22 protein-coding genes and 1 pseudogene are annotated in these 26,945 nt (G+C 72.3%); 7 read left to right on the plus strand and 16 right to left on the minus strand.

From position 1 onward, the window contains the following. Window positions 1-64: 64 nt before the first annotated feature. The 6 genes from STBA_RS10710 to STBA_RS10735 form a co-directional block, all read right to left on the minus strand. Window positions 65-799: a D-Ala-D-Ala carboxypeptidase family metallohydrolase gene (locus STBA_RS10710; RefSeq protein WP_077059027.1), complete on the minus strand. Its 735-nt coding sequence runs from the start codon at window positions 797-799 to the stop codon at window positions 65-67. Window positions 800-937: 138 nt separating this feature from the next. Then, entirely contained in the window at window positions 938-1,570 is a 633-nt protein-coding gene (def, locus tag STBA_RS10715) for a peptide deformylase (protein WP_077059028.1), read from the minus strand. Window positions 1,571-1,677: 107 nt separating this feature from the next. Continuing rightward, window positions 1,678-2,670, minus strand: coding sequence for a tetratricopeptide repeat protein (locus STBA_RS10720; protein ID WP_077059029.1), 993 nt, complete (start codon window positions 2,668-2,670; stop codon window positions 1,678-1,680). A 161-nt stretch (window positions 2,671-2,831) separates the two neighbouring features. After that, window positions 2,832-3,140: a mycothiol system anti-sigma-R factor gene (gene rsrA / locus STBA_RS10725; protein ID WP_077059030.1), complete on the minus strand. Its 309-nt coding sequence runs from the start codon at window positions 3,138-3,140 to the stop codon at window positions 2,832-2,834. Beyond that, entirely contained in the window at window positions 3,137-3,949 is an 813-nt protein-coding gene (locus STBA_RS10730) for a sigma-70 family RNA polymerase sigma factor (RefSeq protein WP_077059031.1), read from the minus strand. The genes rsrA and STBA_RS10730 overlap by 4 nt, the downstream gene beginning before the upstream one ends. Before the next feature lie 97 nt (window positions 3,950-4,046). Beyond that, window positions 4,047-4,865 (minus strand): SOS response-associated peptidase, encoded by an 819-nt coding sequence (locus STBA_RS10735; RefSeq protein WP_077059032.1) that lies wholly within the window; start codon window positions 4,863-4,865, stop codon window positions 4,047-4,049. Between the two features lie 14 nt (window positions 4,866-4,879). Between STBA_RS10735 and STBA_RS10740 the strand changes: the two genes are divergently transcribed. Continuing rightward, window positions 4,880-5,425: an ABC-2 family transporter protein gene (locus STBA_RS10740; RefSeq protein ID WP_143659468.1), complete on the plus strand. Its 546-nt coding sequence runs from the start codon at window positions 4,880-4,882 to the stop codon at window positions 5,423-5,425. A 45-nt stretch (window positions 5,426-5,470) separates the two neighbouring features. Here the strand turns inward: STBA_RS10740 and STBA_RS10745 are convergent, their stop codons facing one another. Next, on the minus strand, window positions 5,471-6,412 hold the full coding sequence (locus STBA_RS10745; protein ID WP_077059034.1) for an SDR family NAD(P)-dependent oxidoreductase: 942 nt from the start codon (window positions 6,410-6,412) through the stop codon (window positions 5,471-5,473). 224 nt (window positions 6,413-6,636) lie between these two features. Next, window positions 6,637-8,373, minus strand: a complete 1,737-nt coding sequence (locus STBA_RS10750) for a glycoside hydrolase family 6 protein (protein ID WP_077059035.1) — start codon at window positions 8,371-8,373, stop codon at window positions 6,637-6,639. A gap of 362 nt (window positions 8,374-8,735) precedes the next feature. Here STBA_RS10750 and STBA_RS10755 point away from each other — a divergent pair, with 362 nt between their 5' ends. Both STBA_RS10755 and STBA_RS38265 read left to right on the plus strand, forming a co-directional pair. After that, window positions 8,736-11,408 (plus strand): glycoside hydrolase family 48 protein, encoded by a 2,673-nt coding sequence (locus tag STBA_RS10755; RefSeq protein WP_077059036.1) that lies wholly within the window; start codon window positions 8,736-8,738, stop codon window positions 11,406-11,408. Between the two features lie 164 nt (window positions 11,409-11,572). After that, window positions 11,573-12,307 (plus strand): hypothetical protein, encoded by a 735-nt coding sequence (locus STBA_RS38265; RefSeq protein ID WP_077059037.1) that lies wholly within the window; start codon window positions 11,573-11,575, stop codon window positions 12,305-12,307. A 50-nt stretch (window positions 12,308-12,357) separates the two neighbouring features. On the opposite strand, the pseudogene STBA_RS39255 reads toward STBA_RS38265, so the two are convergent. The 3 genes and pseudogenes from STBA_RS39255 to STBA_RS10775 form a co-directional block, all read right to left on the minus strand. Continuing rightward, window positions 12,358-12,872, minus strand: a pseudogene (locus tag STBA_RS39255) (class I SAM-dependent methyltransferase); the annotation flags it as partial. 42 nt (window positions 12,873-12,914) lie between these two features. After that, window positions 12,915-13,850, minus strand: a complete 936-nt coding sequence (locus tag STBA_RS10770) for an NADP-dependent oxidoreductase (RefSeq protein ID WP_077059038.1) — start codon at window positions 13,848-13,850, stop codon at window positions 12,915-12,917. Between the two features lie 80 nt (window positions 13,851-13,930). After that, complete coding sequence (locus STBA_RS10775; protein ID WP_077059039.1) at window positions 13,931-14,809, minus strand: class III extradiol ring-cleavage dioxygenase; 879 nt, start codon at window positions 14,807-14,809, stop codon at window positions 13,931-13,933. Between the two features lie 123 nt (window positions 14,810-14,932). Here STBA_RS10775 and STBA_RS10780 point away from each other — a divergent pair, with 123 nt between their 5' ends. Beyond that, the gene (locus STBA_RS10780) at window positions 14,933-15,406 is read left to right on the plus strand and encodes a MarR family transcriptional regulator (RefSeq protein WP_077059040.1); all 474 of its coding nucleotides are present in this window, start codon (window positions 14,933-14,935) and stop codon (window positions 15,404-15,406) included. A gap of 169 nt (window positions 15,407-15,575) precedes the next feature. Here the strand turns inward: STBA_RS10780 and STBA_RS10785 are convergent, their stop codons facing one another. Together STBA_RS10785 and STBA_RS10790 are read right to left on the minus strand one after the other, a co-directional pair. After that, the gene (locus tag STBA_RS10785) at window positions 15,576-15,764 is read right to left on the minus strand and encodes a hypothetical protein (RefSeq protein ID WP_077059041.1); all 189 of its coding nucleotides are present in this window, start codon (window positions 15,762-15,764) and stop codon (window positions 15,576-15,578) included. 307 nt (window positions 15,765-16,071) lie between these two features. After that, window positions 16,072-17,313, minus strand: a complete 1,242-nt coding sequence (locus STBA_RS10790; protein WP_253194638.1) for a vanadium-dependent haloperoxidase — start codon at window positions 17,311-17,313, stop codon at window positions 16,072-16,074. Between the two features lie 334 nt (window positions 17,314-17,647). Between STBA_RS10790 and STBA_RS36370 the strand changes: the two genes are divergently transcribed. Beyond that, window positions 17,648-18,115: a hypothetical protein gene (locus tag STBA_RS36370; RefSeq protein WP_077059042.1), complete on the plus strand. Its 468-nt coding sequence runs from the start codon at window positions 17,648-17,650 to the stop codon at window positions 18,113-18,115. On the opposite strand, the gene STBA_RS10800 is transcribed toward STBA_RS36370, so the two are convergent. Then, entirely contained in the window at window positions 18,013-18,936 is a 924-nt protein-coding gene (locus STBA_RS10800) for a phosphotransferase (RefSeq protein WP_077059043.1), read from the minus strand. The two genes, STBA_RS36370 and STBA_RS10800, sit on opposite strands and share 103 nt — an antisense overlap. Before the next feature lie 398 nt (window positions 18,937-19,334). Here STBA_RS10800 and STBA_RS10805 point away from each other — a divergent pair, with 398 nt between their 5' ends. Continuing rightward, entirely contained in the window at window positions 19,335-20,216 is an 882-nt protein-coding gene (locus STBA_RS10805) for an alpha/beta hydrolase (RefSeq protein WP_077059044.1), read from the plus strand. Between the two features lie 82 nt (window positions 20,217-20,298). On the opposite strand, the gene STBA_RS10810 is transcribed toward STBA_RS10805, so the two are convergent. Continuing rightward, complete coding sequence (locus STBA_RS10810) at window positions 20,299-22,356, minus strand: glycoside hydrolase family 48 protein (RefSeq protein WP_077059045.1); 2,058 nt, start codon at window positions 22,354-22,356, stop codon at window positions 20,299-20,301. A 560-nt stretch (window positions 22,357-22,916) separates the two neighbouring features. On the opposite strand from STBA_RS10810, the gene STBA_RS10815 reads away from it, so the two are divergent. Continuing rightward, window positions 22,917-24,302, plus strand: coding sequence for a glycoside hydrolase family 6 protein (locus STBA_RS10815; protein ID WP_077059046.1), 1,386 nt, complete (start codon window positions 22,917-22,919; stop codon window positions 24,300-24,302). 208 nt (window positions 24,303-24,510) lie between these two features. On the opposite strand, the gene STBA_RS10820 is transcribed toward STBA_RS10815, so the two are convergent. Continuing rightward, window positions 24,511-26,934, minus strand: a complete 2,424-nt coding sequence (locus tag STBA_RS10820; RefSeq protein WP_077059047.1) for a PQQ-binding-like beta-propeller repeat protein — start codon at window positions 26,932-26,934, stop codon at window positions 24,511-24,513. Window positions 26,935-26,945: the final 11 nt, after the last annotated feature.

The raw sequence follows: 26,945 nt of genomic DNA on the forward strand, positions 1-26,945 counted from the left end.
TCCGCTGCCGAGCCGCACGGTACCGTCCCGCCGCCGCACCGGTGCGGCGGCGGGACGGGTGCGTTCAGATACCGCAGCTGGGGGCGGACCAGAAGCGGGAGGAACGGTGCGCCAGGTGGGCGTGGTCGTCGTGTCCCACGTAACCGGGGCCCAGGATCTCGTTGAAGCCGTGGTAGCGCGCCTGCCGGACGATCTGGCAGAACGTCGGGGTGCCGGTGAGGTCGATCCCGTCGCCGTACAGGTGGCGGCTGGTGGCGGAGCCGCCGGCCGCGTTGTTGCAGGCGTACGAACGGAAGCCGCTGCTGGTGGTCAGCGGCCGGTCACCGAGGGCGTGGCGCAGCGCCTCCAGCTTCCACATGCCCACCAGCGCGTTGGCGCGGGCCTGCGAGGCGCTGACGGCGCCGCCCGTCCAGCTGGTGTTGCAGCGGTTCATCTCGCCGTAGGTGAAGTGGATGGGCGTGCAGTCGTTGTCCTGGAGGGCGTAGATCTTGTTGAACGTCTGCTGCCCCGCGACGCCGTCGGCGCCGAGCCCGTAAGCCTGCTGGAACCGGGTGACGGCCGCCGCGGTCGCCGGGCCGTACTCGCCGTCGATGGCGAGGACCGCGCCGTAGCCGGGGTAGCCGGCGACGCGGATCTGGAGCTGCCGGACGTCCTCGCCCGAACTGCCCTGGCTCAGAGTCCTGTTCCAGGTGTAGCAGCCGTCCGCGTGGGCCGTACCGGCGGTGACGACCGTACCGGCCAAGGCCGCTGACCCGATCATGACAAGAGTGAGCAGAACACGCACCGCGCGTCTGAACATGCTGCCTCCGTGGGGTGAGAACGTGAGTCGACGACTTGAGTCGACAACGAGGGTGACCGATGGGTCAACGCGCGTCAACCAGGCGGGGAGACGCCAGAGGACCAGCCCTGTGGCGTTCACCCCGCGCCCCGCGTGGCGTCACTCCTCGTTCGGCACCGTTTCGTACTTCGGGGTGCCCTCGTCCATCATCTTCAGCGCCCGCTTCCGGTCCCGCTTCGAGAGCCGGTCGATGTAGAGGCGGCCGTAAAGGTGGTCCGTCTCGTGCTGGAGGCAGCGGGCGAAGTAGCCGCTGCCGCGCACGGCGATCGGCGCGCCCGTCGCGTCCTGGCCGCGCACCACCGCGTAGTCGGGCCGCGGCAGCTCCGCGTAGGCCGTCGGGACCGACAGGCAGCCCTCGTTGTTGTCGTCAAGCACCCGCGACTCGGCGGGCAGTTCGTCGAGCACCGGATTGCATACGGCCCCGACGTGCCGGACGCCGTCGTCGTCCGGGCAGTCGTATACGAAAACCTTCAGGTCCACACCGATCTGGTTCGCGGCGAGACCGACGCCCTCCGCGGCGCGCTGACTCGCGAACATGTCGTCGATCAGCGCGGCGAGCGCGTCGTCGAACTCCGTCACCTCACGGCACTCGCGGTGCAGCATCGGATGCCCGACCACGGTGATGGGCCGGACCGTGCCCCGCTCCCGGTGCGCCTGCTCCCGCTCCGCACAGTCCTTGGTGTCGTCGATGAACTCATCGCTGGCCCGTTCATCGGTGTCTTGCTGCGCCATGGTCGGCCGTATGCCTTTCGGTCACGCGTGATGCTCCGGAAATGATCCGTACAGCTTACGGGCCGCCGCAGCTCGGCGGGCCGGACTCAGCCCTGCCGGCCCAGGGCTCAGCAGACCTCTTCGAGATCGCGCCACTCGCGGGTGTCGGGGCTGTCGGCGACCCAGCCGTCGAGCAGCCCGCGCACCAGGGACTCGGGCGCCGCGAGACCGCACTCCCGCTCGGGCGACCACATGCCCCCGGCGCCGGTGTGGCCCAGCGGCCCCGGGCGGCCGGGCGCGCTGTGGTCGTGCGGGTCGTGCTGGGCGAGGCCGTCGCCCTCCTCGCTCGGCATGCGGCTCTCCGAGCAGGCCCGGCACAGCAGCCGCACCGAGGAGGACCAGTCCTCCGCGGCGTACCCGGCGTCCGCGGCCAGCCGCTCCAGGGCGTCCCGGTCGGCCTCGGTGGCCGCCTCGATCAGCACCACCCAGGTCGGCACGGCGGACGGCGCCCACAGCTCGATCTCGTCGAAGACGGGGTAGACCGAGGCGACGCCGCCGGACATCGTCGTGCGCTCACCGCGGGGCACCCCGTCGTGCAGCACGACCTCGCCCCAGCGGCGGCCCGAGGAGGGCAACGGAATGTTCTGGATCTCGATCCTGGCCGGATCGAGCCGCCGGCCCCACACGACCTCGGCCTCACCCTCGGGCGAGAGCCGCACCGCCGCGCCGCCGAGCCCCATGCCCAGCGGCTCCGCGGCCACCGAGGCGGCACCCGGCACCGGCAGCCCGTACGCCTGCCAGGCGCGGCGGGCCAGCGGCCAGTCCTGGAGCGCGGTCGCGGCGATCCCCACGTTCCACCAGTCCGGCGCCCCCGCGTCCTTCTCCAGCAGCGCGACGGCCCGCAGGCCCGCGGAACGCGCCTGCTCCCAGTCGTGCCGGAACTTGTGCAGCAACGCCAGGTTGAACCAGGACTCCGAGAGCCAGGGCTCAAGATCGGCGGCACGCGTGAGGAGGGCGTCGGCGTCGTCGTAGCGGCCGTCGTCGATGAGGGTGAAAGCCCGGTTGGTGGCCAGTCGCCAGTCGGTGGACGGGCGCTGGCGGACTTTGCCGAAGATCCTCACGTTGTCCTGCCTGATTCCCGCTTGGTTGCGTGCACTTCACAGTTCTCCTGTCCGTCCCGGGCCGCATCCAACCATGGGCGGACGAGTGCCTGCTCACAGGATGGGACAGGCGGGCGCCGCGCGCGAGACGACGGACAACCAGCGGGGTGAAAAACCTGCCGTCAGGACCCTTCGGCGGGCGGGACCCGGCCGCCCACGGCCGGGTCTCCCACCTCGCCCGCACGGATCGCGTCGATCCGGCCCAGCACCTTGGAACGCAGGTCGGCCGGTACGTCGTCCTGGCCGCAGCAGCGCTTGACGAGCTTCTTCACGGACTGCTCCAGTCCGTATTTCTCCAGACACGGAGAGCACTCGTCAATGTGCTCCTGGAACTTCGCGCAGTCGCCGTCCGGCATCTCACGGTCCAGGTACTCGTACAGGCGGCCCAGGACCTCCGAGCAGTCCGTGGGGTGCGACGCGTCGCCACTCATGATCCTGAACCCTCCTGAGCCCCGGCGGGGACGAGGCCGCGCTCCCGCGCGTAGTCCGCGAGCATGTCGCGGAGCTGACGGCGGCCGCGGTGCAGCCGGGACATCACGGTGCCGATCGGAGTACCCATGATGTCCGCGATCTCCTTGTAGGCAAACCCTTCGACGTCCGCCAGGTAGACGGCGATGCGGAACTCCTCGGGAATGGCCTGGAGCGCTTCCTTCACGTCCGAATCCGGCAGGTGGTCGAGCGCCTGGGACTCGGCGGACCGCAGGCCGGTCGACATGTGCGACTCGGCGCGGGCGAGCTGCCAGTCCTCGATGTCCTCGGCGGCACTGCGCTGCGGCTCGCGCTGCTTCTTGCGGTAGGAGTTGATGAAGGTGTTGGTGAGGATGCGGTACATCCACGCCTTCAGATTGGTGCCCTGGCGGAACTGGTGGAAGGACCCGTACGCCTTGGCGTAGGTCTCCTGCACCAGGTCCTCGGCATCCGCCGGATTGCGCGTCATGCGCAACGCGGCGGAGTACATCTGGTCCAGGTAGCCGAGCGCGTCACGCTCGAACCGGGCGTTGCGCTCCGCCTCGGTCTCCTCGTGTGTGTCCTCGTCCGTGCCGGTGACCGGACCCACCTCCTCCGAAAGCGTCAGCAGCCCGGTCGCGGGCTGGTCCGCTTCGGAGGATAGACGACGCCCCGGCGTCCGCGCCGGTCGGGAGGACCGCTCGGCGGCCAGCCGGAGCGTCGCCCAGTCCACCTCGGCGGCCCTGCGGGGCTGAGTCTCGACGGAACGCGGCGGGCAGGCGATCGGACCCATGGGGGCGGTCTCCCTCGTTGCGAGTGCGTGTCACACGGCACAACACGCACGCCGCGACGCGCATTCCCCGCCGCGCGGGCCGCCGCCTCGAAGGCCCTCAGAACAGCGTCTCCTCCTCCGGTGCGGGCAGCTCCCGCACGAGGTCGGGCCCGTTGTTGCGCACATTGCTCACGGCCGTGGGCACCGGATGGGCGCGGAAGTGGCCGGGCGGCGGCGGGGCGAGCAGCGGCCGTATCGCGTCCGCGTCCGTACGGGCCGGATCGAGCCAGGCGTCCCAGCGCTCGGGCGGCAGGGCCAGCGGCATCCGGGGGTGGATGTCGGCCAGCGAACGCGGGCCCGCCCCCTCGGCCGGCGCGTCCGGCAGCGGGGCGGTCTCGGCCTCGGTGGTGACCACCGTGCACGTCGCCCACCAGGCCCTGGGGTGGTCGTCGGGCAGCGTGCGGTCGCGCCAGAACTCGTAAAGACCGGCCAGCGCCATCACCGAGCCGTCGGCGGGCGTCACGAAGTACGGCTGCTTCCTCGGCCGCTTCCGCTTCCCCTTCTCCTCCTCCGCCCGCTCGCCGCCGCCCGTCACCCATTCGAAGTAACCGTCCGCGGGCAGCAGGCAGCGGCGGGCGGCGAAGGGCCGCCGGTACGCCGGCTTCTCGTGCACGGTCTCGGCCCGCGCGTTGATCATCTTGACGGCCATCTCCGGCGACTTCGCCCAGGACGGCACCAGACCCCACCGCAGCGGACGCAGCTGCCGCACCGGCTCGGGCCCCGCCTCCCTCACCGGGCGGTCGAGCACCGCGTACACCTCTTTGGTGGGCGCCACGTTCCAATCGGCCGGCAGCGCCTGCTCCGGCTCCCAGCGCTCGACCCCGAACAGCCCCACCAGATCCTCTGGCCTACGGCTCGCCGCATACCGTCCGCACATGCGCCCCAAGAGTAGTGCCCACCAGTGACACCCCGGCCGCCCCCTGGCACGTAATCGGGTTGCCGGGCGCCGCGTCGTTCTGCTCACTGCCCGCTGCCGCGGTGATCGTCGGCATGGTGAGCTTCCGGACGACCGAGGTCACCGGCATCTTCATGATCTACGAGCACACCGCGCGGTTCTTCGCTGGGGCGCTGGTGCTGCTGCTGGCCGTCGTGGGCGGGGCGCTGGTGGAGGGCGGCTGTCAACTCGCCGTCGCCACCTTCTCGTTCCGCATGCTGTCCACCGGGGCGCTGCGGATGTTCCTCGACGACATCATGAACGGGTTCGGCACCTACCCCATGAAGATATTCCCCTCGGCCACCCGGCCGGCCCTCACCTTCGTGCTGCCGCTCGCGTTCGTGGCCTACCTGCCCACCGGGGTGCTCATCGGGCACACCGGCGGGCTGCACGTCACGCCGTGGCTCGCGTATGGCGCTCCACTGGCCGGACCGCTGATCGCCGCGGCGGCGCACCGGCTCTGGCGCACGCAACTACGCCACTACCAGGGCACCGGAACGTGAGAGCGCGCCGCCGCGGACTCCCAACTCCCCGGCGGCGTCCGGGCCTCACTCCGCGAGTGTCTCCAGCGACACCTGCCACAGCAGTGCCGCGGCCTGCGGGTCGAGTGCGTAGCGTGCGACGCCGCTGTTGGTGCCCGGTTCGTTGGGGCCGGCTTCGTTGCAGTCCTCGAAGTACCGGCCGCCGGCGTCTTCCAGCAGCGGGGAGGTCGCCACCAGCACGGAGGTGGCGGCGCCCTGCTCCGGTGTCTTCCACGCGGCGCCGGGGCCCGCGGCGCGGCGCATCCGCTCCAGTTCCTCGTCCGTGATGTGCCGCTGGAGGTTGGTCCTGATGCCGCCCGGATTCAGCGCGTTGACGGTGATCGCGTCGCCCGCCCAGCGCCTTGACGCCTCGACGGCGAACAGCACGTTGGCCGTCTTCGACTGACCGTACGCCAGCCACGGGTCGTACGGGCGCGCGCGGAAGTGGATGTCCTCGAAAACGACCGGCGACCGCAGGTGGGCGCTGGAGCTGACGGAAACCACGCGTGCCCCGCCCGCCGCGGCGAGCGCCCGGTGCAGCCCGGTCGCCAGCGCGAAGTGACCGAGGTGGTTGGTGGCGAACTGGAGCTCCCAGCCCTCGGGCGTGCGCGTCTCGGGGGCGGCCATCACACCCGCGTTGTTGACGAGGATGTGCAGCGGCCCGTCCCACAGGTCGACGAACGCGGCGACGGACTCCTGGTCGGTCAGGTCGAGGGAGGCGACGGCCAGCTGCCGGTTGCCGGTGGTCTCCATGATGTCGGCGGCGGTGTTCCGGCCCGCCTCGATATTGCGGACGGCGAGCGTCACCTGCGCGCCCGCGCCCGCGAACGCGCGGGCGGTCTCGATGCCGATGCCGGAGGCGCCGCCGGTCACGACGGCGCGGCGGCCGGAGAGGTCGATGCCGGAGATGACCTCGGCGGCGGTGGACTCGGCGGTGAAGGGGGTGGTGATGAGCGGGGCAGCGGTCATGGTCTTTCCGTCTCGTCCGACGACCGGCCGACGACCGGTACGATAAGAAACGGAGGATTCTCCGTTACCCTCGGACCGTAATCCGCGCCCTCGCACCCGGCAAGCAGCCCCGCTGCGCGGGCGGCACACGTGGTACACGCAGCGCACGCGGCACACCGGGGCCCCGGTGGTCCCGGGGCCCCGGTGCGGGGATTCAGCTCGGTGGTGCCGTGGTGCTCAGCGGTTTACAGGGGCGGGTAGGCGTTGGCCAGCAGCTCCTGGAACTGGGCGGAGAACCAGTGGCCGGAGAGCGGGGCGTCCGGCAGCGCACCCGACATGTTGTGGTTGTTGCGCGGGTTGCCCTCGTAGGCCGGGTCGCACATCCCGTCGAAACCCTTGCCCTCGTCGTTCGGGATCTCCTCGCTGGAGCCGTCCGACTCCCCCGGGGGCTTGATCCACGCGTAGGCGTCGATGTTGGGCACCGGGGACGCGGTCGGGCGCTCGCCGAGGCCCGCACCACTCTGGTTGCACCAGTTGCCGGTCTGGAAGCGGCCGTCGACGCGGCTGCCCTCGACGTAGGCGTCCACGTCCGTCATCGGGCCGGGACCGGTGGGCCGGTCGGGGCCGCCCCAGCCGTTGCGGGAGGTGTCGATCAGCATGCCGATCTCGGAGTTGAAGCCCTGGCTGACCAACTCCTCGCGGAAGCCGAGCGCGAACGACTGGTTGTCCACGTAACGGTTCCAGTCCACCCACTCCGACTGCCGCACCGACGTCCCGCCGACGCTGTCGTCGATGCTGAAGTACGGCTCGACGGACGGGCCGTAGTTGGCGGTGTTGACGATGAAGCCCGCCACGTCGTCCACCGACGCGCCGTTCATCGTGGCGGTCTCGTGGAACAGCTCGGCGGAGGCGGTGAAGTTGTCGTCCCAGCCGATCCAGCCGTAGTGGCCGGCGTCCACGTAGTTGTAGACGTTCGGGATGGCCCCGAGTGTGGAGAGGGCGTAGGAGACGCCCTCCTGGTAGTTGCCGTTGGCCAGCATCTCGTCACACTGCGGCGTGCTGGTCGCGCGCGGGCTGACGTTGGTGATGAGGTTGGGCAGCGAGTCGATCTCGATGATCGTGACGATCCGCAGGTCGGCGTAGGCCGGGTCGCCGAGGATGTCGGCGATCGGATCGATGAACTCCTCCTTGTACACGTCGATCTGGTCCGCGGCCAGCTCGCCGTTCGAGGCGAGCGCGGCGCAGTCGCGCCCCGGCAGGTTGTAGACGACGACCTGGAAGACGAAGTTCTCGTGGTCCTGCGCCTGGACCAGGGCGTTGTCCAGGTGCTCGCGCAGGCCGGTGCTGTTGCCGGCCGAGCCGCCGGTGATCGCGGCGCGGCGGTCGAGCCAGACGGCGGTGGGCTCGTCGGCGATGGCGGCGCCGCCGTCGGCACGGGCGTTGGCCGCCCAGTCGGGGTTGACGTAGACGCCCGCACCCTCGTACGGATTGTCCACGCGGTCACCCGGCGGCTCCGGGTCGGGCCCAGGGCCGGGGCCCGGGCCGCCGTCATCGCCGCAGGCGATGCCGTTGACGGAGAAGCCGGTCGGCGCCGCGTTGGTGCCCGAGTACGTGAAGTTGGCCCCGGTGCTGACGGTGGCGTTCGGGGCGATGGCGCCGTTCCAGCCGGTGTCGCTGACCGTGATGGTCTGCCCGGACTGCGACCACTGGCCGTTCCAGCCCTGCGACAGGCGCTGGTTGCCGGCGTAGGAGTAGCTGAGCGTCCAGCCGGTGGTCGCGGTGGAGCCCGTGTTGGTGATACTCAGGTCGGCGGTGAAACCCGAGCCCCAGTCGTTGGCGGAGTAGTCGACCTCGCAGGCGAAGTCGGCGGCCGAAGCGGTGCCCTGCATCATGCCCCCGGTGCCCAGCGCCGTGGCGGCGAGCACCCCGGCGGTGAACAGCGCGCGGCGTCTGCGCTTCGGTGGGGGGTTGGTGCGGCTCATGTGAATCCTTTCGGTGGTTGCCGGGCCCGATGCCGTGACGGCGGGCGCCCGTACGACCCGAACGACGCCAAACATGGCGTCCGACTCTTGGAAGCGCTCCCACTGGTTGAAGGGAAGGTAGCGCCAACCACCCCTGTCCGCCAGAGTTCTGTTCAAGAAATGTGTCGGTAAAGCGACGAGAGTCCCCAGCAAAGTCAAGGTATGCGCGGTCAAGACACGAGCCTGCGTCAAAGGTCTTGACGCGTACGCGACTTAGTCACATTCTTGGGAGCGCTCCCACTGGCTGTTCACTTCGCGACCACAGGGCGGATGCACTCCGCACCCCCCTCACCCCGAACGAGCCGCAAGGAGGGACCGCTCACATGCGGGTTCGCAGAGGATCACCAGCCGGAACGTCACCCCCGTGGGGCGTCAGACGCAAGCGCACCATCCGCCGCGCCCGCATTGCCGCGGGCGTGGCCCTCGCGCTGCCGCTGACACTGACCTCCGGCCTCGGCGGCAGCAGCGCACAGGCCGCCGACCCGACGTGCAGCGTCGACTACAGCGCCAACGACTGGGGCTCGGGCTTCACGGCCGCAGTCACCGTCAACAACGAGGGCACCGCCGCGCTCGACGGCTGGACGCTCACCTACTCCTACGCGGGCAACCAGCGCCTCGCCCAGGGCTGGAACGGCCGGTGGTCGCAGTCGGGACAGACCATCACCGTCACCAACGAGAGCTACAACGCGACCATCCCGGCCGGCGGCTCCGTCAGCTCCGGCGCCAACTTCACCTATACGGGCACCAACACGGCACCGACCAGCTTCTCCGTCAACGGGACGGTATGCGGCGAGGAGCCGGTCGAGGAGCCCGCCGTCGTCGCCACCCCGACCTCGCTCGCGCTCCAGCCCGGCGGCAGCGGCACGTTCGGCCTGCGCCTGAACGCCGAGCCCGATGCAGAAGTCACGGTGAGCGTCGCCCGCACCGGCGGCAACACCGACCTGTCCGTCACAGGACCGGCGACCCGCACGTTCACCCCGGCCAACTGGAACACCACGCAGCCGATCACCGTCGCCGCGGGCACCACGGGCAGCGGCTCCGCCACGTTCACCGCGACCGCGCCGGGCCACGAACCGGCCACCGTCACCGTCACGCAGCTGGGCGGCAGCGGCGACACCGAGAACGAGCAGCGCTTCCTCGACCTGTACGGGCAGCTCAAGGACCCGGCCAACGGGTACTTCTCGCCCGAGGGCGTGCCCTACCACGCGGTCGAGACGCTGATCGTCGAGGCGCCGGACCACGGACACGAGACCACGTCCGAGGCGTACTCCTACCTCATCTGGCTGGAGGCGCAGTACGGGCGGATCACCGAGGACTGGGGGCCGTTCAACGACGCGTGGGAGGTCATGGAGGAGTGGATGATCCCCTCCGCCGACGAGCAGCCCACCAACAGCTTCTACGACCCGTCCTCGCCCGCGACCTACGCGCCCGAGTCCACCGACCCGGCCGACTACCCGGCCGAGCTGGACGGCACCGTCGACGTCGGTCAGGACCCGCTGGCCGGTGAACTCTCCTCCACGTACGGCACGGACGAGATCTACGGCATGCACTGGCTCCAGGACGTCGACGACACCTACGGCTACGGCGACGCCTGCGGCGGAACGGCCGGTGACCCGACGTTCATCAACACCTTCCAGCGCGGGCCGCAGGAGTCGGTGTGGGAGACCGTTCCCCAGCCATCGTGCGATGACTTCACCTACGGCGGCGAGAACGGCTACCTCGACCTGTTCACCGGGGACGCCTCCTACGCCGAGCAGTGGCGCTACACCAACGCGCCGGACGCGGACGCCCGTGCCGTGCAGGCCGCCTACTGGGCCAACCAGTGGGCGACGGAGCAGGGCAACGGCTCGGCCGTCGCCGGTACGGTCGACAAGGCCGCGCAGATGGGCGACTACCTGCGCTACGCCATGTACGACAAGTACTTCAAGGAGATCGGCGACTGCGTAGGCGCCACCTCCTGCCCGGCCGGCACCGGCAAGAACAGCGCGCACTACCTGCTCTCCTGGTACTACGCCTGGGGCGGTGCGCTCGACTCCTCGGCGGGCTGGGCCTGGCGCATCGGCTCCAGCTACGCGCACTTCGGCTACCAGAACCCGATGGCCGCCTGGGCGCTGAGCAGCGATGCCGACCTGGTGCCCGACTCGCCGACCGCGGGCGACGACTGGGCGACGAGCCTGGAGAGGCAGGTCGAGTTCTACCGGTGGCTCCAGTCCGACGAGGGCGGCATCGCCGGTGGCGCGACCAACAGCTGGGAAGGCGACTACGGCACCCCGCCGGCCGGCACCCCGACGTTCTACGGCATGTACTACGACGAGAAGCCCGTCTACCACGACCCGCCGTCGAACCAGTGGTTCGGCATGCAGGCCTGGTCCATGCAGCGGCTCGCCGAGTACTACTACGCCACGGAGGACGCCGACGCGGGCGAGGTCCTGGACAAGTGGGTCGACTGGGTCCTGAGCGAGGTCACCATCGGTGAGGACGGCGACTTCCAGATCCCGGCCACGCTGGCGTGGAGCGGGGCCCCCGACACCTGGAACGCGGCGAACCCGGGCGACAACGCCGGCCTGCACGTCGAGGTCACCGCCCACAGCCAGGACGTCGGCGTCACCGGCTCGCTCGCCAACGCCCTGTCCTACTACGCGGCCGCCAGCGGCGACACCGCGGCACAGAACGCCGCGGCCGGGCTGCTCGACGCGCTGTGGGCGCACCTCGACCCGGTGGGCATCGCGACGCCGGAGACGCGTTCCGACTTCTCGCGGTTCGAGCAGGAGATCTACATACCGCCGGGCTGGAGCGGCACGATGCCGAACGGCGACGTGATCGAGCCGGGCGCGACCTTCGAGTCGATCCGCACCTTCTACCACGACGACCCGTCATGGCCCGCGGTCGAGGACTACTTGAACGGCGGCGAGGCACCGACGTTCGAGTACCACCGGTTCTGGGCGCAGGCGGACATCGCCATCGCCGCCGCAACGTACGCCAACCTCTTCGAGTAGGGAAGCGGCGGATGCGGACGGGCCTTAAAAAGGAGCAGTAAAGGAACGGTGCCCACGCCGTGCCCCCGGAGTGCCCGGCGCTCCGGGGGCACAGCCATGCCACATCACAAGCGCCGCTAAGGTGTTCGCCACCCCACTGGTCCATCGCACGAAACGGGGAAGCCGTGGACTACTGCGAGACCTGCCGCCGGCATCTCAACGGCGCGCTCATATGCCCGGGTTGCGGGGAGCTGACCGGGTGGGACGCCAAGGAGCCGGCCCGCGCACGCCGCTCCGCCGAGCCGCCACCGCCGGACGCGGACACGACGGCGGAGCGGGAGCCGGAGCCGGAGACCGGGCGCACGCCCGTGGACGATGGCGGCACGGCCGCGCTGCCCGTGCCGCCCGCGGGCGGCGGCCGAGCCGCGAAGCGGCATGCGGCAAGCCGCAGAACCGGCCGCAGATACCTGGCCGCGGCGCTGCTCGGCATCGTCGTGCTCGGCGTCGCGGTCGCCGAAGTCGGGGACGTGGTCGCCCCCGCATCCGACTCCTCGGACGACGACCGCGATACGGCGGCCGCGGACTCCCCCGCACCGGTGGAAACCGGCGAGACGGAGGAAACCGGCGACCCCTCCGGCACGCCGCCCCCCTCCCCCACCGGGGAGCCCGCCACCACCCCGGCGGAAACCCCCGGCGACGAGGAGACGTCCGGCACGGAGGAACCCTCGGACGCGCCGCCGCCCGTCGAGGAGGACGGCGCCGTCCAGACCACCGAGCCGCCCGGCACCCCGACCGCACCCCCCTCGGACCCCGAGGACACCGCCTCCCCCACGGACCCGGAGCCGCCCGACTCCCCGTCACCGACGCCGACGGAGGAGGAAGAGGAGGACGAGGACTGCTTCCTGTGGTGGTGCAGCTGAGCCCCGTCCAGCCGCCGCCCCGCCCCATCGCGGCCCGCCACGGACCGCCGTCAGGGCTCGCGTCCGGCGACGCTCGGGAGGTGGGAGCTGGCCGCCAGCAGTTCGGGGTACGGCTCGGCCATCCGTGCCGCTGCGAGTGCCGACGCGAAGAGGTCGGGATCCGTGACGGTTCGCCGGTGTGCTGCTCCGTGGCTTTGAGCATGGCCCATGCCGGGCCCTCGACGCCGAACACCTGGGCATCGGCGAAGCCGGCCTCGCGTACTTCGTTGCGCAGTTCCTCGGCGCTGTGGGAGTACGCCGCGGTGAATACCTTCTTCCCGTCGTGTATGCGGCTGGCCAGAATGCCGGCGATGCTGTCCCGCACCGACGGCTTGTGGAGATGGGCGGACGCGGTGTGCTCGAACAGCGAGGCGTAGCGGTTGATGCCTGCCGCGGCGAAGAGTCCGCCGGGTCGGAGCACGCGGTACGCCTCGCGGAGCGCGCGACGGCGGTCGGCGGCGTCGCTCAGGTGGTGGAGCGGGCCGAGGAGGAGAACGACATCGTGCGAAGCGTCCCCGGCGGTCAGCACCGTGCGTCACCGAGCCAGGACGGTTACGGTCAGGCGTGATCAGGAGACGAGCAGGACCGTCTTGCCGGGCAGCCGCCCGGCGCCGGCGTCCTCGTGCACGGCGGGCAGCTCGGCCACCGGGCGGCGGGCGGCGACGTGGAGCCGGACCTTGCCCGCGTCCACCTTGGTGACCAGCTCGGCCAGCTGGGCCCCGTCGCCGCGGACCCACAGGTTCGCGCTGCGCACCCCCCGGGCGGGGTCCTCGGGCACCGGCCCCGCGCTGCTGGCCGCGACCCCGCCGTCGGCGACGTAGTCCGTCAGCTGCGCGAGCCCGTCCGGGGAGAGGCGCACATGGTTCACCACGACCTGGAACGGACCGCCCACGGCGGCCGGGCCCGCGACGAGGTCGAGGGGGGCCAGGACCCGGTCCGCGCCGTAGCCCCGAAGGCGGTCGGCGTGCCGCGGCGCGTCCACCGCGGTCACGTGCGCCCCCGCGTCGACGGCGAGCTGCACGACGAGGCTGCCCACCGCGCCCCCCGCCCCGTTCACCAGGACGGTCTGACCGGGCTTCAGCTCGGCGAGTTCGAACGCCGTCTGCCAGGCCGCCAGGCCGGACAGCGGCAGCGCCGCGGCATCGGCCAGTTCGGTCGTCCGAGGCGCCGGGGCCAGGGACTCGGCCGGGACGAGCACGTACTCGGCGGCGCCTCCGGCGGAGTCGAGGGGCAGCATCGCCACGACCCGGTCGCCGACCTCCAGGCCGGTCACGTCGGCGCCGAGTTCGGCGACGGTGCCCGCCAGGTCGATCCCCGGCACGTACGGGAGAGCCATCGGGATCATCTCGGCCAGGGCCCCGGCGCGGATGTGGTCGTCGACCGGGTTGAACGACGTGGCCGCCACCCGCACCAGCACCTGTCCGGCGCCGGGGACCGGACGCTCGACGTCCTCGTGGCGCAGCACGTCGCTGCTGCCGAACTCGTGGAAACGTATGGCCTTCATGGCACTCTCCTCCAGGGGGTATCGATGTCGTCGCCAAGGGATGAGGCGATCACGCGGGAAGGTGGAGCGCGTCGCGGCGCTCAGGCCAGCTGCACCGACCGGATGGAATTGCCCATCACCATGCGGTCGATGGCGCTCACGGCGCTGCCGGGGTCGTCGGCGGCGCCGACGGTGAGCAGAAGCGGGACGAAGTGGTCGGCCGTCGGATGGGCGACCGCGGCGCCCGGCGCCTTGTTGCGGTAGTCGGTGAGGGCGTCGGCGTCGCCCCGGGCGAGGGCGTCGACGGCCCATTCGTCGAAGGCCGTGGTGTCGGCGGCGAGCTCCGGGCGGTGGAAGACGGCGAAGCTGTGCGTCATGAAGCCCGAGCCGAGAACGAGCACGCCCTCTTCGCGCAGGGGCCGCAGGCGCGCCCCGAGTTCGAGCAGCGCGCCGGGGTCGAGGCTGGGCATCGACACCTGCACGACCGGGACGTCGGCCGCGGGATACATGGCCATGAGCGGGATGAAGGCGCCGTGGTCGAGCCCGCGGTCGGCGAACTCGTGCACCGGCGTCCTGCCCAGCAGGCCGGTGAGTCGCCGAGCCAGGTCGGTGGCGTCCGGGGTCACGTAGGGAAGGGTTTCGTAGCGGGGGTGGAAGCCGCTGAAGTCGTAGTGGAGCGGGGTGCCGGCCGCGGCTCCTGATATCGCGACCGGTGCCCGTTCCCAATGGGCCGAGACGACGACGACCGCCCGGGGTTTGGGCATCGACCCGGCCCAGTCGAAGAGGTCGCCGAGCCACTGCGGATCGTCGAGGGTGAACGGGGCTCCGTGGCTGACGAAGAGGCTGGGCAGAGGGCCGTCGGCGGGGCTCCACACCCGCCGTTCGCGCGCCTGCGGCAGGACCCGGGCCAGGAGATCGTCGTAGGCCGCGGCCGGTGTGCGCGGTGGGAAGGGGGAGGCCAGGCTGCCCGTGGCGGTCATCGAGATCAACTCCTTCACTTGCCAAGGAAAGTATCTTTACTTGCCCAGGCAAGCCACAACGTAGCCCATCAAGACTTGCCCAGGCAAGTGACGCGAGTTGCCCGGGCAAGTATGATGGGGTGCATGGACACTCAGTCGCCCTGGCTCGACGACGACCAGCAGGACCTGTGGCAGGCGCTCCTCACGGTCGTCATCGCGCTCCCGGCGGCCCTCGACCGCCAGCTACAACGAGACGCCGGTATCTCCAACTTCGAGTACGGAGTCCTGGCCCGGCTGTCCATGGCCGACGATGCCACGATGCGGCTCAGCGACCTGGCCCGGGTCTGCGACAGCGCCCAGCCCCGCCTGTCGAAGGTGATGGACCGCTTCGAGACCCGCGACTGGGTCACCCGCCGACCCGACCCCGGCGACGGCCGGTACACGCTCGCCACCTTGACCGACGCCGGCCGGCAGAAACTCGTCGAGAGCGCACCGGAACACGTCGCACAGGTGAAGCGCCTCGTGTTCGACCCGCTCAGCGCCGCTCAGCGCCGCCACCTGGGGATCGCGCTCACCCGCATCGCCGCCACCCTGCGCCGGGAATCCGAAGGAGGCTGAGCCGCCGTCCTCGGCCGGAGTCCTCCGTCGGCCGCCCGACGCCACGAACGCCCCGCCCACCGGACGGGAACCGGTGGACGGGACGTTCGTGGGTGCCCGCCCCGCACGTCATGCGGTCGAGGCCGGCGGCGGAGGTGCGCCGAGCGCCGGCCGGGAGCCACCCGAACGGTCAGGAGCAGACCACCCGGAGCTGCACGTCGATCGGCAGGTTGTCTACGCACTCCCAGTCCGACCACCGACCGAAGACATCGCCTTGAATGGCTATGTCCCGGCACTCGCTCATGGTCGAGTACCTGCCGTGGACCGACCAGACCGCCGCCGCGCTCGGGACGTCCGGGGTGCCGTTCACGTGGGTCATGCTGGAAACCGCTTCCGAGTCGGGTGTCGCGGACGCCCCCGTCGCGGTGGTGACGAGTCCGGTTCCGGCGGTGGCGATGATGACGGCCGCACTCGCGAGTGGACGCTGCGTGGATGATTCCGTCCGGTCGGATGGTGAGGGCGAGGTCTCGCCCCGGTGCACTGTGCCGGTCGGGGCGTCCGGGTGTCAGCACGGTGGCTGTCCGGGGCATGTCCCGGACAGCCACCGCCGCCTGAACTGCGATATCCGGCACCGCCGCCTCGGCCCTCGGAGGAGGCCGCGCGGCGCGGGCCGCGCGGGACCGGGGTCAGGGGCGGCGGAACAACTCCCCGGCGTGCCGCAGCGTGTGGTCCGCGATGTCGCGGCCGAGGCGCGCGCCCGCTTCGTCGGCCGTTCTGGTGTGGATGCCGGACCAGACCCGGGCGTCGACGACCTCCCGCGTGAGCTGCCGCCACGCCGTATACGTACGGGTGACCCCCGGCGCCGTGGGGCTGGTCAGCTCGAACGGCGCGGTGCGGGGGCCGGTGAGGGCGGTCAGGACGCGGTCGGCCGTGCTCGTGTAACCGCTGTGCCCGCTGGTGTAGTCGGGGCCGGCCGGAGTGACGTGCAGCGGCGTCCAGTCGGTGTCGCCACCGGCCCGCAGCGCGGTCACCGGCCGCCAGGTCAGGTAGTGGTACTTGGCGTCCGAGGTGGCGATCTGCGCGTCGACGAGCGCCACGTGGTGGAGGGCCACCAGCGCGGCGCGTTCCGCGAGCGGCGCGTCGAGGCGCTCCAGTGCGACACGCAGCGGCTCGATGTGCATGGCGTACGCCGAGCCGTACCAGAACGCCGCGGTCTCGGTCTGTAGCGGCGTGCGCACCGTGCTGTCGGCCGAGCCGTAGTCGCGGACCTCGGCCAGGTCGGCCCGGTAGCGCGGCGAGCCGAGGGCGGGCGGGGGCGGCGGCCGGAACTGGTCGGCGGCGTCCAGCAGGAACGGGCGGGCGTGGCGCAGGCCGGACAGCGAGCCCGTCAGGTAGTCGGGCGGCGTGGGCTGCCAGACGCCGGGGGCCGGCGGCGGGGCGGGGAACGGCGGATTGATCGAGGACGGGTCGAGGCCGTCGTCCCGCCGCTCGTCCAGCATCGCGGCGGCCTCATCGCGGCCGGCCGCGAGGCCGCCGTCCTCGGCCGGTCCGTCGGGGAGCTGGCGGAGGGTGCGTTCGAGGGCGGCGTCGAGCGCTTCGGCCCGGTCGGGGGCCAGTTCGCGCAGGGACGCGTGAACGGCGCCGGCCAGAGCGGCCTGCCGGTAGGTGTCCGGCGAGCCCGCCGTGGGGGTGGTGTGCAGGGCACGGGTGGCGGCCGTCCATCCGATGGACCAGCCACGGTTGTTGACCACTTGGAGCAGGCCGGGGGCCGTCAACGTCTCGGCGGTGACGTCGTACCACTCCAGGGCGACATCGACGCGCGGCTCGTCCCCGGCGGCAGCGGCGACCGGGACGGGAGCGAGCACGGTGACGGCGGTGAGCAGGGACAGCGCGGGCGCGAGGAGGGCCGAACGGAGCGTCGTTCTCACGGGAGGTTCCTTCCGCGCGGGCGGACCCGCGCACGGCAGAGTGCGGAGTGTGGACATGCCCACAGGAGAAACGACCGCGGAGCCCCCGGGTGCGCGCACCGCCGCCGATTCATGAGCTTGGCCGTCAACATCCCCACCCCGTTGCTCCTCCTTGCTCCTTACGGACACCGGACCGGCCACCGGAGGAGCAGGAACGGCAACAGCCGGCGATCCGACCGGGCCGGAGACCGTGGCGCGGACTGTCTCCCGCTGAAAACCGCGCCCGAGCCGGTGGAGTTCATGCCGAACGCGCTGGGCCGGGCGCCCGGCATCCGGCATCCGGCAGGAGGGCGTGATGCGGGAGCCGTTCTCGGTGGCGCGATCGGCCATCGTCCACAAGCGGGATGTCGGAGCGGTGGCCGCGCCCGGCCACTACCGGCAGACCTGCGTACTGCCCGAGCCGGTGGCGCTCACCGAACCGGACAAGGCGCGCGTCCTCGCCGAGGCGCTGGGGCGGGAGGTCCATGACGAAGGGCTGACCGAGCGAGCGGCCCGGGAGAAGTGGGCCGCGGAGGGCCGCGACGCGCGCATCGTCGTCTGCTCCGTGGCGGCGCGCGGCGACCCGCCGGAGGCCGGCCGCACCGTGCTGCCCACGGTCGAGCGGGTGCCGGGCCGACTGCCGCTGAACGCGCGCCCCGGCACCCGCGTCCCGCGGCGGGCTCAGCGGCCGCTCAACCAGGCGCGGGCCCGGGCCAGTTCGGCCTCGGCGTGGGCCGCGTCCCCGGCATCGTCCGTGCGCCCGCGCGCGAGGTGGTCCGCGTAGTACACGGCGTTGATCGCGTAACGGAAGTCCAGCAGCGGCAGCAGCGCCCGTTCGGCCTCGCCCGGGGGCAGCGCGTCGTGGTGCAGGTAGGCGCGCAGCAGAGGGCGGGCGCGGTCGGGGCCGCCGGCGTCCAGCACGGCCGTGGCCACGTCGTACAGCCGGGGCCGGAAGCCCGCGGCGCCCCAGTCGATCAGGCCGCACCGGCCGGTGGCCGGACCGAGCCGGAAGTGCTCCGGCGCGGGGTCCCCGTGGGACGGGCCCCACGTCAGCGTCTCCGGGCGCAGCCGGCGCAGCCGTTCGGCGACCTCCGTGACCGCGGGAAGAATCCACGGGCGCGCGGCGAACGCGGCGTCCCAGCCGTCGGCCGAGAGGTCGAACGAGGCGCGGGCGGTGGCCGGTTCGACCGGGCCGGTGCCGAGGACGCGGTGGACGCGGGCGAGCGTGGTGCCCAGGTGCACGGTGTCGCTCTCGTCGGCGCCGTCCAGCTCCCTGCCCTCGACGCGGCTCAGCAGCGCCAGCACGTGACCGCCGGTCACCGCGGTCAGCCGCCCGCGGGCGGTCGGCACGGGCGCGCCGGCCGGAATGCCGGCGGCCTCGACGCGGGCGGCCAGGCGCAGCCCGCGACGGAACTGCTCCTCGGCCGCGCCGCCGCACGGCACCGCCTTGGCCACCCGGCGGACGGTGCCGCGACGGACGTCCCAGGTGGCGGAGTTCATGCCGCCGGGCAGCGGCGTGACATCTGCGCCGCGCAGGTGCCAATGGCTCGCGAGGGCCGCGGCGACGTCGCGGCGGCCCAGGACAGGTGCTGATGCTGAGGTCATGGTCGGGTGCTCCCGGGATCGACGTGCGGCCGCGGCCCGGTGAACGGCGGCGGCTTCGGCCTCGTGTGCGGCGCCGCGCGCGCCGCCGGGAGGATCACCTCACGCAGCCGATCCTAGTGCGGCGGTCGGCCGCGTGCACCGGTTCGCAGTCAACGCACGTCACCTCACGGGCCATTGTCGTATCGCGGCCGGTCCGGGCGCGGTGGCGGAAGCGCTCGGCTCCGCAGAAGCAGCCGCCGGGGCGGCCGGCACCGCCCTCGTCCCGCCGTCCGGGGCGGCGGACCGTTCTCTCCCGGGGCCACGCCCGGCCGCAAGGTACCGGGCGCCGGACGGATCTACGATGCGGGCCGGAGCCGTCGGCCCGGCGGCCGGAGACCATCGAGAGGAACCGCGAACCGATGAGCGCATGGCGGCTGACCCGGACCTTCCGCAGCACCTCCGGCGCCGTGCGCTGGGACAGCCTCGGACCACCGGGACAGGACCCGGTCGTCCTCCTGCACGGCACGCCCTTCTCCTCCTATGTCTGGCGCGCCGTCGCCCGCGCACTCGCCCGGCGTCACCAGGTGTACGTGTGGGACATGCCCGGTTACGGGGCATCGGCGAAGTCCGCCGGGCAGGACGTTTCCCTGGCCGCCCAGGGCCGGGTCTTCACCGAACTCCTGGCGCACTGGGACCTGCCGGAACCGCTGGTCGTCGCCCACGACTTCGGCGGCGCCGTCGCCCTGCGGGCACACCTGCTGCACGGCGCCCGCTACCGCGCGCTCGCCCTGGTCGACCCGGTCGCGCTGGCGCCGTGGGGCTCCCCGTTCTTCCGGCTCGTCGGCGAGCACGCGGAGGTCTTCGAGCAACTGCCGCCCGCGCTGCACCGTGCGCTGGTGCGCGAGTACGTCGGCTCGGCCAGCAGCCCCGGCCTGCACCCCGCCGTCCTCGACCAGCTCGTCCGGCCCTGGCTGGGTGATCCCGGCCAGGCGGCCTTCTACCGGCAGATCGCCCAGGCCGACCAGCTCCACACCGACGAGGTGCAGGACCGGTACGGCGAGATCGCCGTTCCGGCCTTGGTGTGCTGGGGCCAGGACGACACCTGGATTCCCGCGGCGAAGGGGCGGGAGCTGGCCGACCGCATCCCGGGCGCGCGACTCGAACCGATCGCCGGTGCGGGCCACCTCGTTCAGGAAGACGCGCCCGCGGAGCTCACGGCCGTGCTCGCCGCATTCCTCCGGCGGCCCGGCGGCCCGGCAACGGAGCGGCCCGGCAACGGCCCGTTCCGGTCGCGGGCATGACCGAGGGCCCCGGCAGGCGGTGGGACCGGGGCCCTCGGTGGGTGGCGGGCGGGGCGGACCTCAACGCCCTTCCGCCGCGTGCCTACTCCTCAGCGCCGAAGAGCTGGGTGTAGGTGGCCAGGGCGATGGCGATGTCCGCCTGTGCCCAGAACCGGTGGTATTCGAACGTCGGCGCGTCGCCGCCGTTGAGGTAGGCCTCGACCTGCGGCCAGTTCTCGTCCTCCTGGTAGAAGGAACGGATGGAGGAGAAGGTCGAACCGGGCTCGATCACGTCGCCGTTGGGCATCGTGCCGCTCCAGCCCTCGGGGATGTAGACCTCGTCCCCGAAGCGGCTGTAGTCGCCGCGGGTCTCGGGCACCGCGATGCCCTGCGCGTCCTGGTTGGCGAGCAGCGCGTCCAGCAGGCCGGACGCCGTCTCCTGCGCCGCGGTGTCGCCGCTGGCGGCCGCGTAGAAGGACAGGGCGTTGGCGAGCGAGCCGGTGACGCCGACGTCCTGGCTGTACGCGGTCACCTCGACGTGCAGGCCGGCGTTGTCGCCCGGGTTCGCCGGGTCCCACGTGTCGGGGGCGCCGCTCCACTCCAGCTCGGCCGGGATCTGGAAGTCCCCGCCCTCGCCGATGGTGACCTCGCCGACGACCCAGTCGGCCCACTTGTCGAGCACCGGGCCGACGCGCTCGTCACCGCTGACGTAGTAGTACTCGGCGAGCCGCTGCATGGACCAGGCCTGCATGCCGAACCAGCGGTTCGACGGCGGGTCGTGGTAGACGGGCTTCTCGTCGTAGTACATGCCGTAGAACGTCGGGGTGCCGGCCGGCGGGGTGCCGTAGTGGCCTTCCCAGCTGTTGGTCGCGCCACCGGCGATGCCGCCCTCGGCCGACTGGAGCCAGGTGTAGAACTCGATCATCCGGTCGAGGCTGTTGCCCCAGTCCTCGCCCGCGCTGGGCGACTGCGGGATCAGGGCCTCGTCGTTCGACAGCACGTACGCGGCCATCGGGTTCTGGTAGCCGAAGTGCGCATAGCTGGAGCCGATGCGCCAGGACCAGCCGGCGGACGTGTCGAGCGCGCCGCCCCACGCGTAGTACCAGGACATCAGCTGGTGGTTGCTGCTCTTGCCGGAACCGGCGGCGCACTCGGACGGGCCGACGCAGTCGCCGATCTCCTTGAAGTACTTGTCGTACATCGAGTAGCGCAGGTAGTCGCCCATCTGCGCGGCCTTCTCGACCGTGCCGGCCACCGCGGCCGCGTTGCCCTGCTCCGACGCCCACTGGTTGGCCCAGTAGGCGGCCTGCACGGCGCGGGCGTCCGCGTCCGGCGCGTTGGTGTAGCGCCACTGCTGCGCGTACGAGGCGTCCCCGGTGAACAGGTCGAGGTAGCCGTTCTCGCCGCCGAAGGAGAAGTCGTCACACGAGGGGTGGGTGACGGTCTCCCAGGTGGATTCCTGCGGCCCGCGCTGGAAGGTGTTGATGAACGTCGGGTCGCCGGCCGTTCCGCCGCAGGCGGAGCCGTAGCCGTAGGTGTCGTCGACGTCCTGGAGCCAGTGCATGCCGTACACGTCGTCCGTGCCGTACGTGGACGAGAGTTCATCGGCCAGCGGGTCCTGCCCGACGGGCACATCGGGGTCCATCTGGGCCGGGTAGTCGGCCGGGTCGGTGGACTCGGGCGCGTAGGTCGCGGGCGAGGACGGGTCGTAGAAGCTGCTGGTGGGCTGCTCGTCGGCGGAGGGGATCATCCACTCCTCCATCAGCACCCAGGCGTCGTTGAACGGCTGCCAGTCGCCGGTGACCTGGCCGTACTGCGCTTCCAGCCAGATCAGGTACGAGTACGCCTCGGAGGTCGTCTGGTGGCCGTGGTCCGGCGCCTCGACGATCAGCGTCTCGACGGAGTGGTAGGGGATGCCCTCGTCCGAGAAGTACCCGTTGGCCGGGTCCTTGATCGTTTCGTAGAGGGTGAGGAACTGCTCCTCGTACTGGAGCAGTTCCGGCTCGTCTCCGAACGGCGAGCTGGCGTTGCCCTGCGCGGCTGCCGTCAGTCCCAGTGGCAGGGACAGGGCGATGGCCCCGGCGATCCAGAGACGCCGGGACTTCTTTCGGGATCTGGTTCTGGCCGGGCTACCGATGTCTGATCCACGACGGATCGGCATGGCATCCTCCTCGCGGCTCGTGGGGGTTGAGGAGCTGAGACCAGTGGGAGCGCTCCCAAGCTTTGGGCAATGGACTGCACACGTCAACCCCCCGGACTAATTCGGCTGTTGCACGGCAGGTCAGCGGTAATTTCTCGAACGACCCCTTGGCGAGAAGGGGACTTGTGGCCTACGGTCCCTTCAACCAGTGGGAGCGGTCCCAAACTGTCGGGCGCCGAGGACGGCGCGTCGTGACGAAGCGGAGCCGCTCCGAGCATGAACACCCCCACAACCCCCACCACCACCCCCACAACCTCCCGGTCGATCCCCTGCGAACGATCAACGGTGAGTTCCCATGTGCCCACAGCCGGGGCCGGTTCGGCGCCCCGGCCGGCGAGCCCCCCTTCTCGCCGTCTCCCCGCCCCCGCCACGTGCGGGGAACGGGCACGTGTGGGTGTGCGACGGGTCGTGAGATGCCTCGGCGGCGGCCCGCGGTCGCCACAGCGGTCGTCCATCCGCCGCTCGGGCAGCCAACGCCGTTCGGCATCGGCCGTACGCAACCATCCGGAGGATCAGAACTAATGAGCCGCACCAACCCCCCACATCGCCGGCTACGCCGGCGATCCGTCACCATCGCGGGTGCCCTGGTCGGGGCCGCCGCTCTGACGGTGAGCACCCTGAGCACCGCCACGGCGGGCGAGGACGCAGACACGCTGGCCCGGGTCGACAACCCCTACGAGGGCGCGTCGATGTACGTGAACCCGGACTGGTCCGCCGCGGCCACCGAGGGTGGCGGCTCGGCCATCGCCGACACGCCGACCGCCGTCTGGCTCGACAGCAGGGCCGCGATCACGGGCGGCTCGGCCGGCAACAGCACCGGGCTGCGCGAGCACCTGGACAACGCGGTGGCCGGTGGCTATGACGCCATCCAGATCGTCACCTACAACCTGCCGGGCCGTGACTGCGCCGCGCTCGCCTCCAACGGCGAGCTGGGCCCGGAAGAGATCGACGTCTACAAGACCGAGTTCATCGACCCGATCAACGAGATCGTGTCGGACCCGGCGTACGCCGACCTCCGCATCATCAACATCGTGGAGATCGACTCGCTGCCGAACCTGGTCACCAACGTCGGCAGCCGCGAGACCGCGACGCCCGAGTGCGACGAGATGCTGGCCAACGGCAACTACGTCAAGGGTGTCGGCTACAACATCGCCACCCTGGGCGACAACGAGAACGTCTACAACTACATCGACATCGGCCACCACGGCTGGATCGGCTGGGAGGACAACTTCCAGGCGAGCGCGGACCTGCTGTTCGAGGCCGCCAACGCCGAGGGTGCCACCCCCGAGGACGTGGCCGGTTTCGCCGCCAACACGGCGAACTACAGCGCGACGGTGGAGGACAACTTCGCCATCGGCGACACGATCGGCGGCCAGCCGATCCGCGGGGAAAGCTCCTGGATCGACTGGAACAACTACGTCGACGAGCAGTCCTTCGCCCAGGACTTCGCCACGGTGGCGGCCCCCGCGGCCGGCTTCCCCGACGGCCTCGGTGTCATCATCGACACCTCGCGCAACGGCTGGGGCGGCGCGGACCGTCCCACCGGCCCCGGTCCTGAGACCAGCGCCGACGAGTACGTCGACGGTGGCCGCTACGACCGCCGCATCCACCTCGGCAACTGGTGCAACCAGAGTGGTGCGGGCCTCGGCGAGCGCCCGACCGCGTCCCCGGCGCCGAACATCGACGCCTACGCGTGGATCAAGCCCCCGGGGGAGTCGGACGGCTCCAGCGAGGAGATCCCGAACGACGAGGGCAAGGGCTTCGACCGGATGTGCGACCCCACCTACGAGGGCAACCCGCGCAACCAGAACAACATGTCGGGCGCGCTGCCGGACGCTCCGATCTCGGGCCACTGGTTCCAGGCCCAGTTCGAGGAGCTGATGGCGAACGCCCACCCGCCCCTGTGATCCGGGCTCACCGACCGGATTCACCCTGAACGGGACCGGGTCCGTTCCCGCACCCGCGGGAGCGGCCCCGGCGCCCGGACCCACGACTGCATGACCGGCACCCGCCGGTGGTCCCCCCACGCACCCGCCCCCGATGCCGCTGCCGGCACCGGGGGCGCGGTGCGTCATCCGTTCGGGAAACGAACGCGCCGCGCGCGGCCGGCGGCCGTCAGGCCGGTGCGGGCACGGCCGCCCGCAGGGGCCAGCGGCGCACCCCGAACTGCGTGACGGTGACGAGGGTTTCGCCGTCGGGCGACAGCGCGACGCCGCCGTCCGCGCGGCCGAACGGCAGCTCCGCGAGCACCGTGCCGCTGTCCGCGTCCCACACGGCGCCCCAGCCGTGGCTGCCGGGGAAGTATGCGAGCGGCCCGCGGCCCGCCGGCCAGACCAGACTGCCGTCCGGCTGGTCGTGCATCGGCAGGTCAGGAACCGCCGTCCGCGGCGCGGGCCCGGCCGGCGCCGACGCGTCGGGCGGCAGCTGCCACAGCGCGGCGTGGCCGCGGTCCGTGGCGCCGGCCACGGCCAGCGCCGAGCCGTCCGGGGCGAAGGACAGGCCGGTGATCTGCCGCAGCCCGTCCGGCTCCGCGCGGCCCAGTACCTCGCCCGTCCCGACGTCGCACACCACGACGCGGCTGCTCGCGTCCCGCACGCCGAACGCGACCCGCCGCCCCGCCGCGTCCAGCGCCACCGCCTCCACCCGCAGCCGCCGCCAGTGCTCGGCGTACCTGGCCGGCTCGGTGACGGTGAGCACGGTGTCGCCGGTCGCCGCGTCGAGCACGACGATGCGGCCGAGGCCGTGCAGCGCCAGCGCGAGCCGGGCGCCGTCCGCGCCGAAGGCGAGGCGCAGCCGCTCCTCGCCGTGCGGCGCCGCGGGCGGCAGCGGGTGCCGCCAGCGGGTCTCGCCGGTGGCCACGTCGTTCAGCACGACGCAGGACTCCTCGCCGAGCAGCGCCCGCACCAGAACGTCGCCGCGCGGCCCGAACGCCAGGTCGGTCAGGTAGGCGGCGTCCGCGACGGCGGGCAGCAGGCTGACCGCGGGCGGCCCCCCGCTGCCCTCCGGCCAGCGGCACAGCACCTGCGGGCGGTCGGCGGAGTCGCGGTCGAGCTTGGCGCAGAACGCGAGCGCGCGGGCGTCGTCGGCGACCGCGGCCAGCGGCACCGACCAGTGGGACAGCGGAAGTTCGGGCTCGGCATCGGACGCGGGCCGGCCGGCGAGCGTGGCCGGCAGGCCGGTGAGCAGCACCTGCCCCGGCCCCGGCTCCGGCGGCCGCGGGGCTACCTCACCCGGCGGCGCCAGCCCGGCCAGGAACCAGGCATCGATCTCCTCCTGCACCACCACGAGCGCGCTGCCGTCCGGTGTGAACGCGGCGGTGGCGCCCGCGGGGTCGGCCCACAGCGTCCGGCCGCGGCCGTCGAACAGCAGCGAGCCGAAGTCCGCGCCGATGAACGCGAAGGGTCCGGCGTCCGTCCACACCGCACGGGTGGTGAGGGCCGCGGCCGGCGAGTCCGCGTCGAGCTCCCCGGCGAAGCCGTCCGGGCGCAGCAGCTCCCCCGGCGCGAAGTCGGCGCCGTCCGCCCGCGCGCGCAGCGTGAGCAGCCGCGCGGCGGGGCGCGCGGACGTGGCGAGCCCGGCCTGCTCCGGGGCGCCGCCGACGGCGCCGCCCACCGCGAACACCGCGCCGCCGTCCGGCGCCGCGGCCAGCGCGCCCACGGCGGTCAGCCCGGTCTCCGCGGTGGCCAGCACCAGACCCGTGGCCACGTCGCGTGCCACGACCCGGCCGGCGGGACCCGCGTGGAACAGCAGCCGCCCGGCCGCGTCCAGCGCGACCGGGCCGAACGCGTCCTGCCCCTCGGGCACGTGCAGCAGCACCTTGCCGGTGCCGGTCTCGACGACGGCGACCACATCGGTGCTGCCGGTGCCGACGGCCAGCCGTTCACCGTTCGCGGAGAAGGCGAACCTGACCAGGTCGTCGCGGCTGAAGCAGGGCGCGTCCTCCGCGCCCACATGCGGCCGCACCTCCCACAACGGCTCGCCCGTGGCCGCCGACCAGGCCCGCCACACGCCCTCGACGGCCGTCACCACGGTGCCGCCGTCCGGGCTGACGGCCAGGTCGTACGCCTCGTCGTAGTACTCCCCGCCGCCGAGGAACCACACCAGCGGCGCGTCCCGCGTGGTGTCCCAGCGCACGACGTCCCCGCCGTTGTGGTGCCACTCCGCGGCGGCGGCCAGCGCGAGCCAGCGCAGCCCGGGGGCCGCGGCCACGGCGCTCGCGCCGCTGTAGAAGTACGCGCCCTGACTGCTGTCCCCGTCCTCCCGGTCGTCCTCCACCGGCACCGGCACCGTGCCCGTTTCGACGCTGTCGAGCCGGCCGAGTCTGCGGGTACCGGCCAGCGCATGACACGGGCGGACGTCGCCCGCGACCCACTGGGCCCACCACATGTCCGGCATCGGGCGCTGTCCCGCCGGCCAGCGCAGCACGCGCGGCGCGACCTCGGCCAGCTGCCGCTCGTCGAGTTGTTCGAGCAGGTGGCAGATTTCCAGCCAGCCCGCCCGGCTCGGGCGGGCGTCGAGCAGGACTTGCAACGTTGTCATCGCGTCGTTCC

Origin of the sequence: Streptomyces sp. MP131-18, from assembly GCF_001984575.1 — a bacterium.
Taxonomy (GTDB): Bacteria; Actinomycetota; Actinomycetes; order Streptomycetales; family Streptomycetaceae; genus Streptomyces; species Streptomyces johnsoniae.

Coding starts and splice junctions, on each gene's coding strand:
- STBA_RS10800 (WP_077059043.1), bottom strand. CDS start 18,936: ATGACCTCAGCATCAGCACCTGTCCTGGGCCGCCGCGACGTCGCCGCG.
- STBA_RS10780 (WP_077059040.1), top strand. CDS start 14,933: ATGGACACTCAGTCGCCCTGGCTCGACGACGACCAGCAGGACCTGTGG.
- rsrA (WP_077059030.1), bottom strand. CDS start 3,140: ATGAGTGGCGACGCGTCGCACCCCACGGACTGCTCGGAGGTCCTGGGC.
- STBA_RS10810 (WP_077059045.1), bottom strand. CDS start 22,356: ATGCCGATCCGTCGTGGATCAGACATCGGTAGCCCGGCCAGAACCAGA.
- STBA_RS10820 (WP_077059047.1), bottom strand. CDS start 26,934: ATGACAACGTTGCAAGTCCTGCTCGACGCCCGCCCGAGCCGGGCGGGC.
- STBA_RS10735 (WP_077059032.1), bottom strand. CDS start 4,865: ATGTGCGGACGGTATGCGGCGAGCCGTAGGCCAGAGGATCTGGTGGGG.
- STBA_RS10755 (WP_077059036.1), top strand. CDS start 8,736: ATGCGGGTTCGCAGAGGATCACCAGCCGGAACGTCACCCCCGTGGGGC.
- STBA_RS36370 (WP_077059042.1), top strand. CDS start 17,648: ATGCGGGAGCCGTTCTCGGTGGCGCGATCGGCCATCGTCCACAAGCGG.
- STBA_RS10745 (WP_077059034.1), bottom strand. CDS start 6,412: ATGACCGCTGCCCCGCTCATCACCACCCCCTTCACCGCCGAGTCCACC.
- STBA_RS10785 (WP_077059041.1), bottom strand. CDS start 15,764: ATGACCCACGTGAACGGCACCCCGGACGTCCCGAGCGCGGCGGCGGTC.
- STBA_RS10730 (WP_077059031.1), bottom strand. CDS start 3,949: ATGGGTCCGATCGCCTGCCCGCCGCGTTCCGTCGAGACTCAGCCCCGC.
- STBA_RS10815 (WP_077059046.1), top strand. CDS start 22,917: ATGAGCCGCACCAACCCCCCACATCGCCGGCTACGCCGGCGATCCGTC.
- STBA_RS10805 (WP_077059044.1), top strand. CDS start 19,335: ATGAGCGCATGGCGGCTGACCCGGACCTTCCGCAGCACCTCCGGCGCC.
- STBA_RS10710 (WP_077059027.1), bottom strand. CDS start 799: ATGTTCAGACGCGCGGTGCGTGTTCTGCTCACTCTTGTCATGATCGGG.
- STBA_RS10775 (WP_077059039.1), bottom strand. CDS start 14,809: ATGACCGCCACGGGCAGCCTGGCCTCCCCCTTCCCACCGCGCACACCG.
- STBA_RS10750 (WP_077059035.1), bottom strand. CDS start 8,373: ATGAGCCGCACCAACCCCCCACCGAAGCGCAGACGCCGCGCGCTGTTC.
- def (WP_077059028.1), bottom strand. CDS start 1,570: ATGGCGCAGCAAGACACCGATGAACGGGCCAGCGATGAGTTCATCGAC.
- STBA_RS10770 (WP_077059038.1), bottom strand. CDS start 13,850: ATGAAGGCCATACGTTTCCACGAGTTCGGCAGCAGCGACGTGCTGCGC.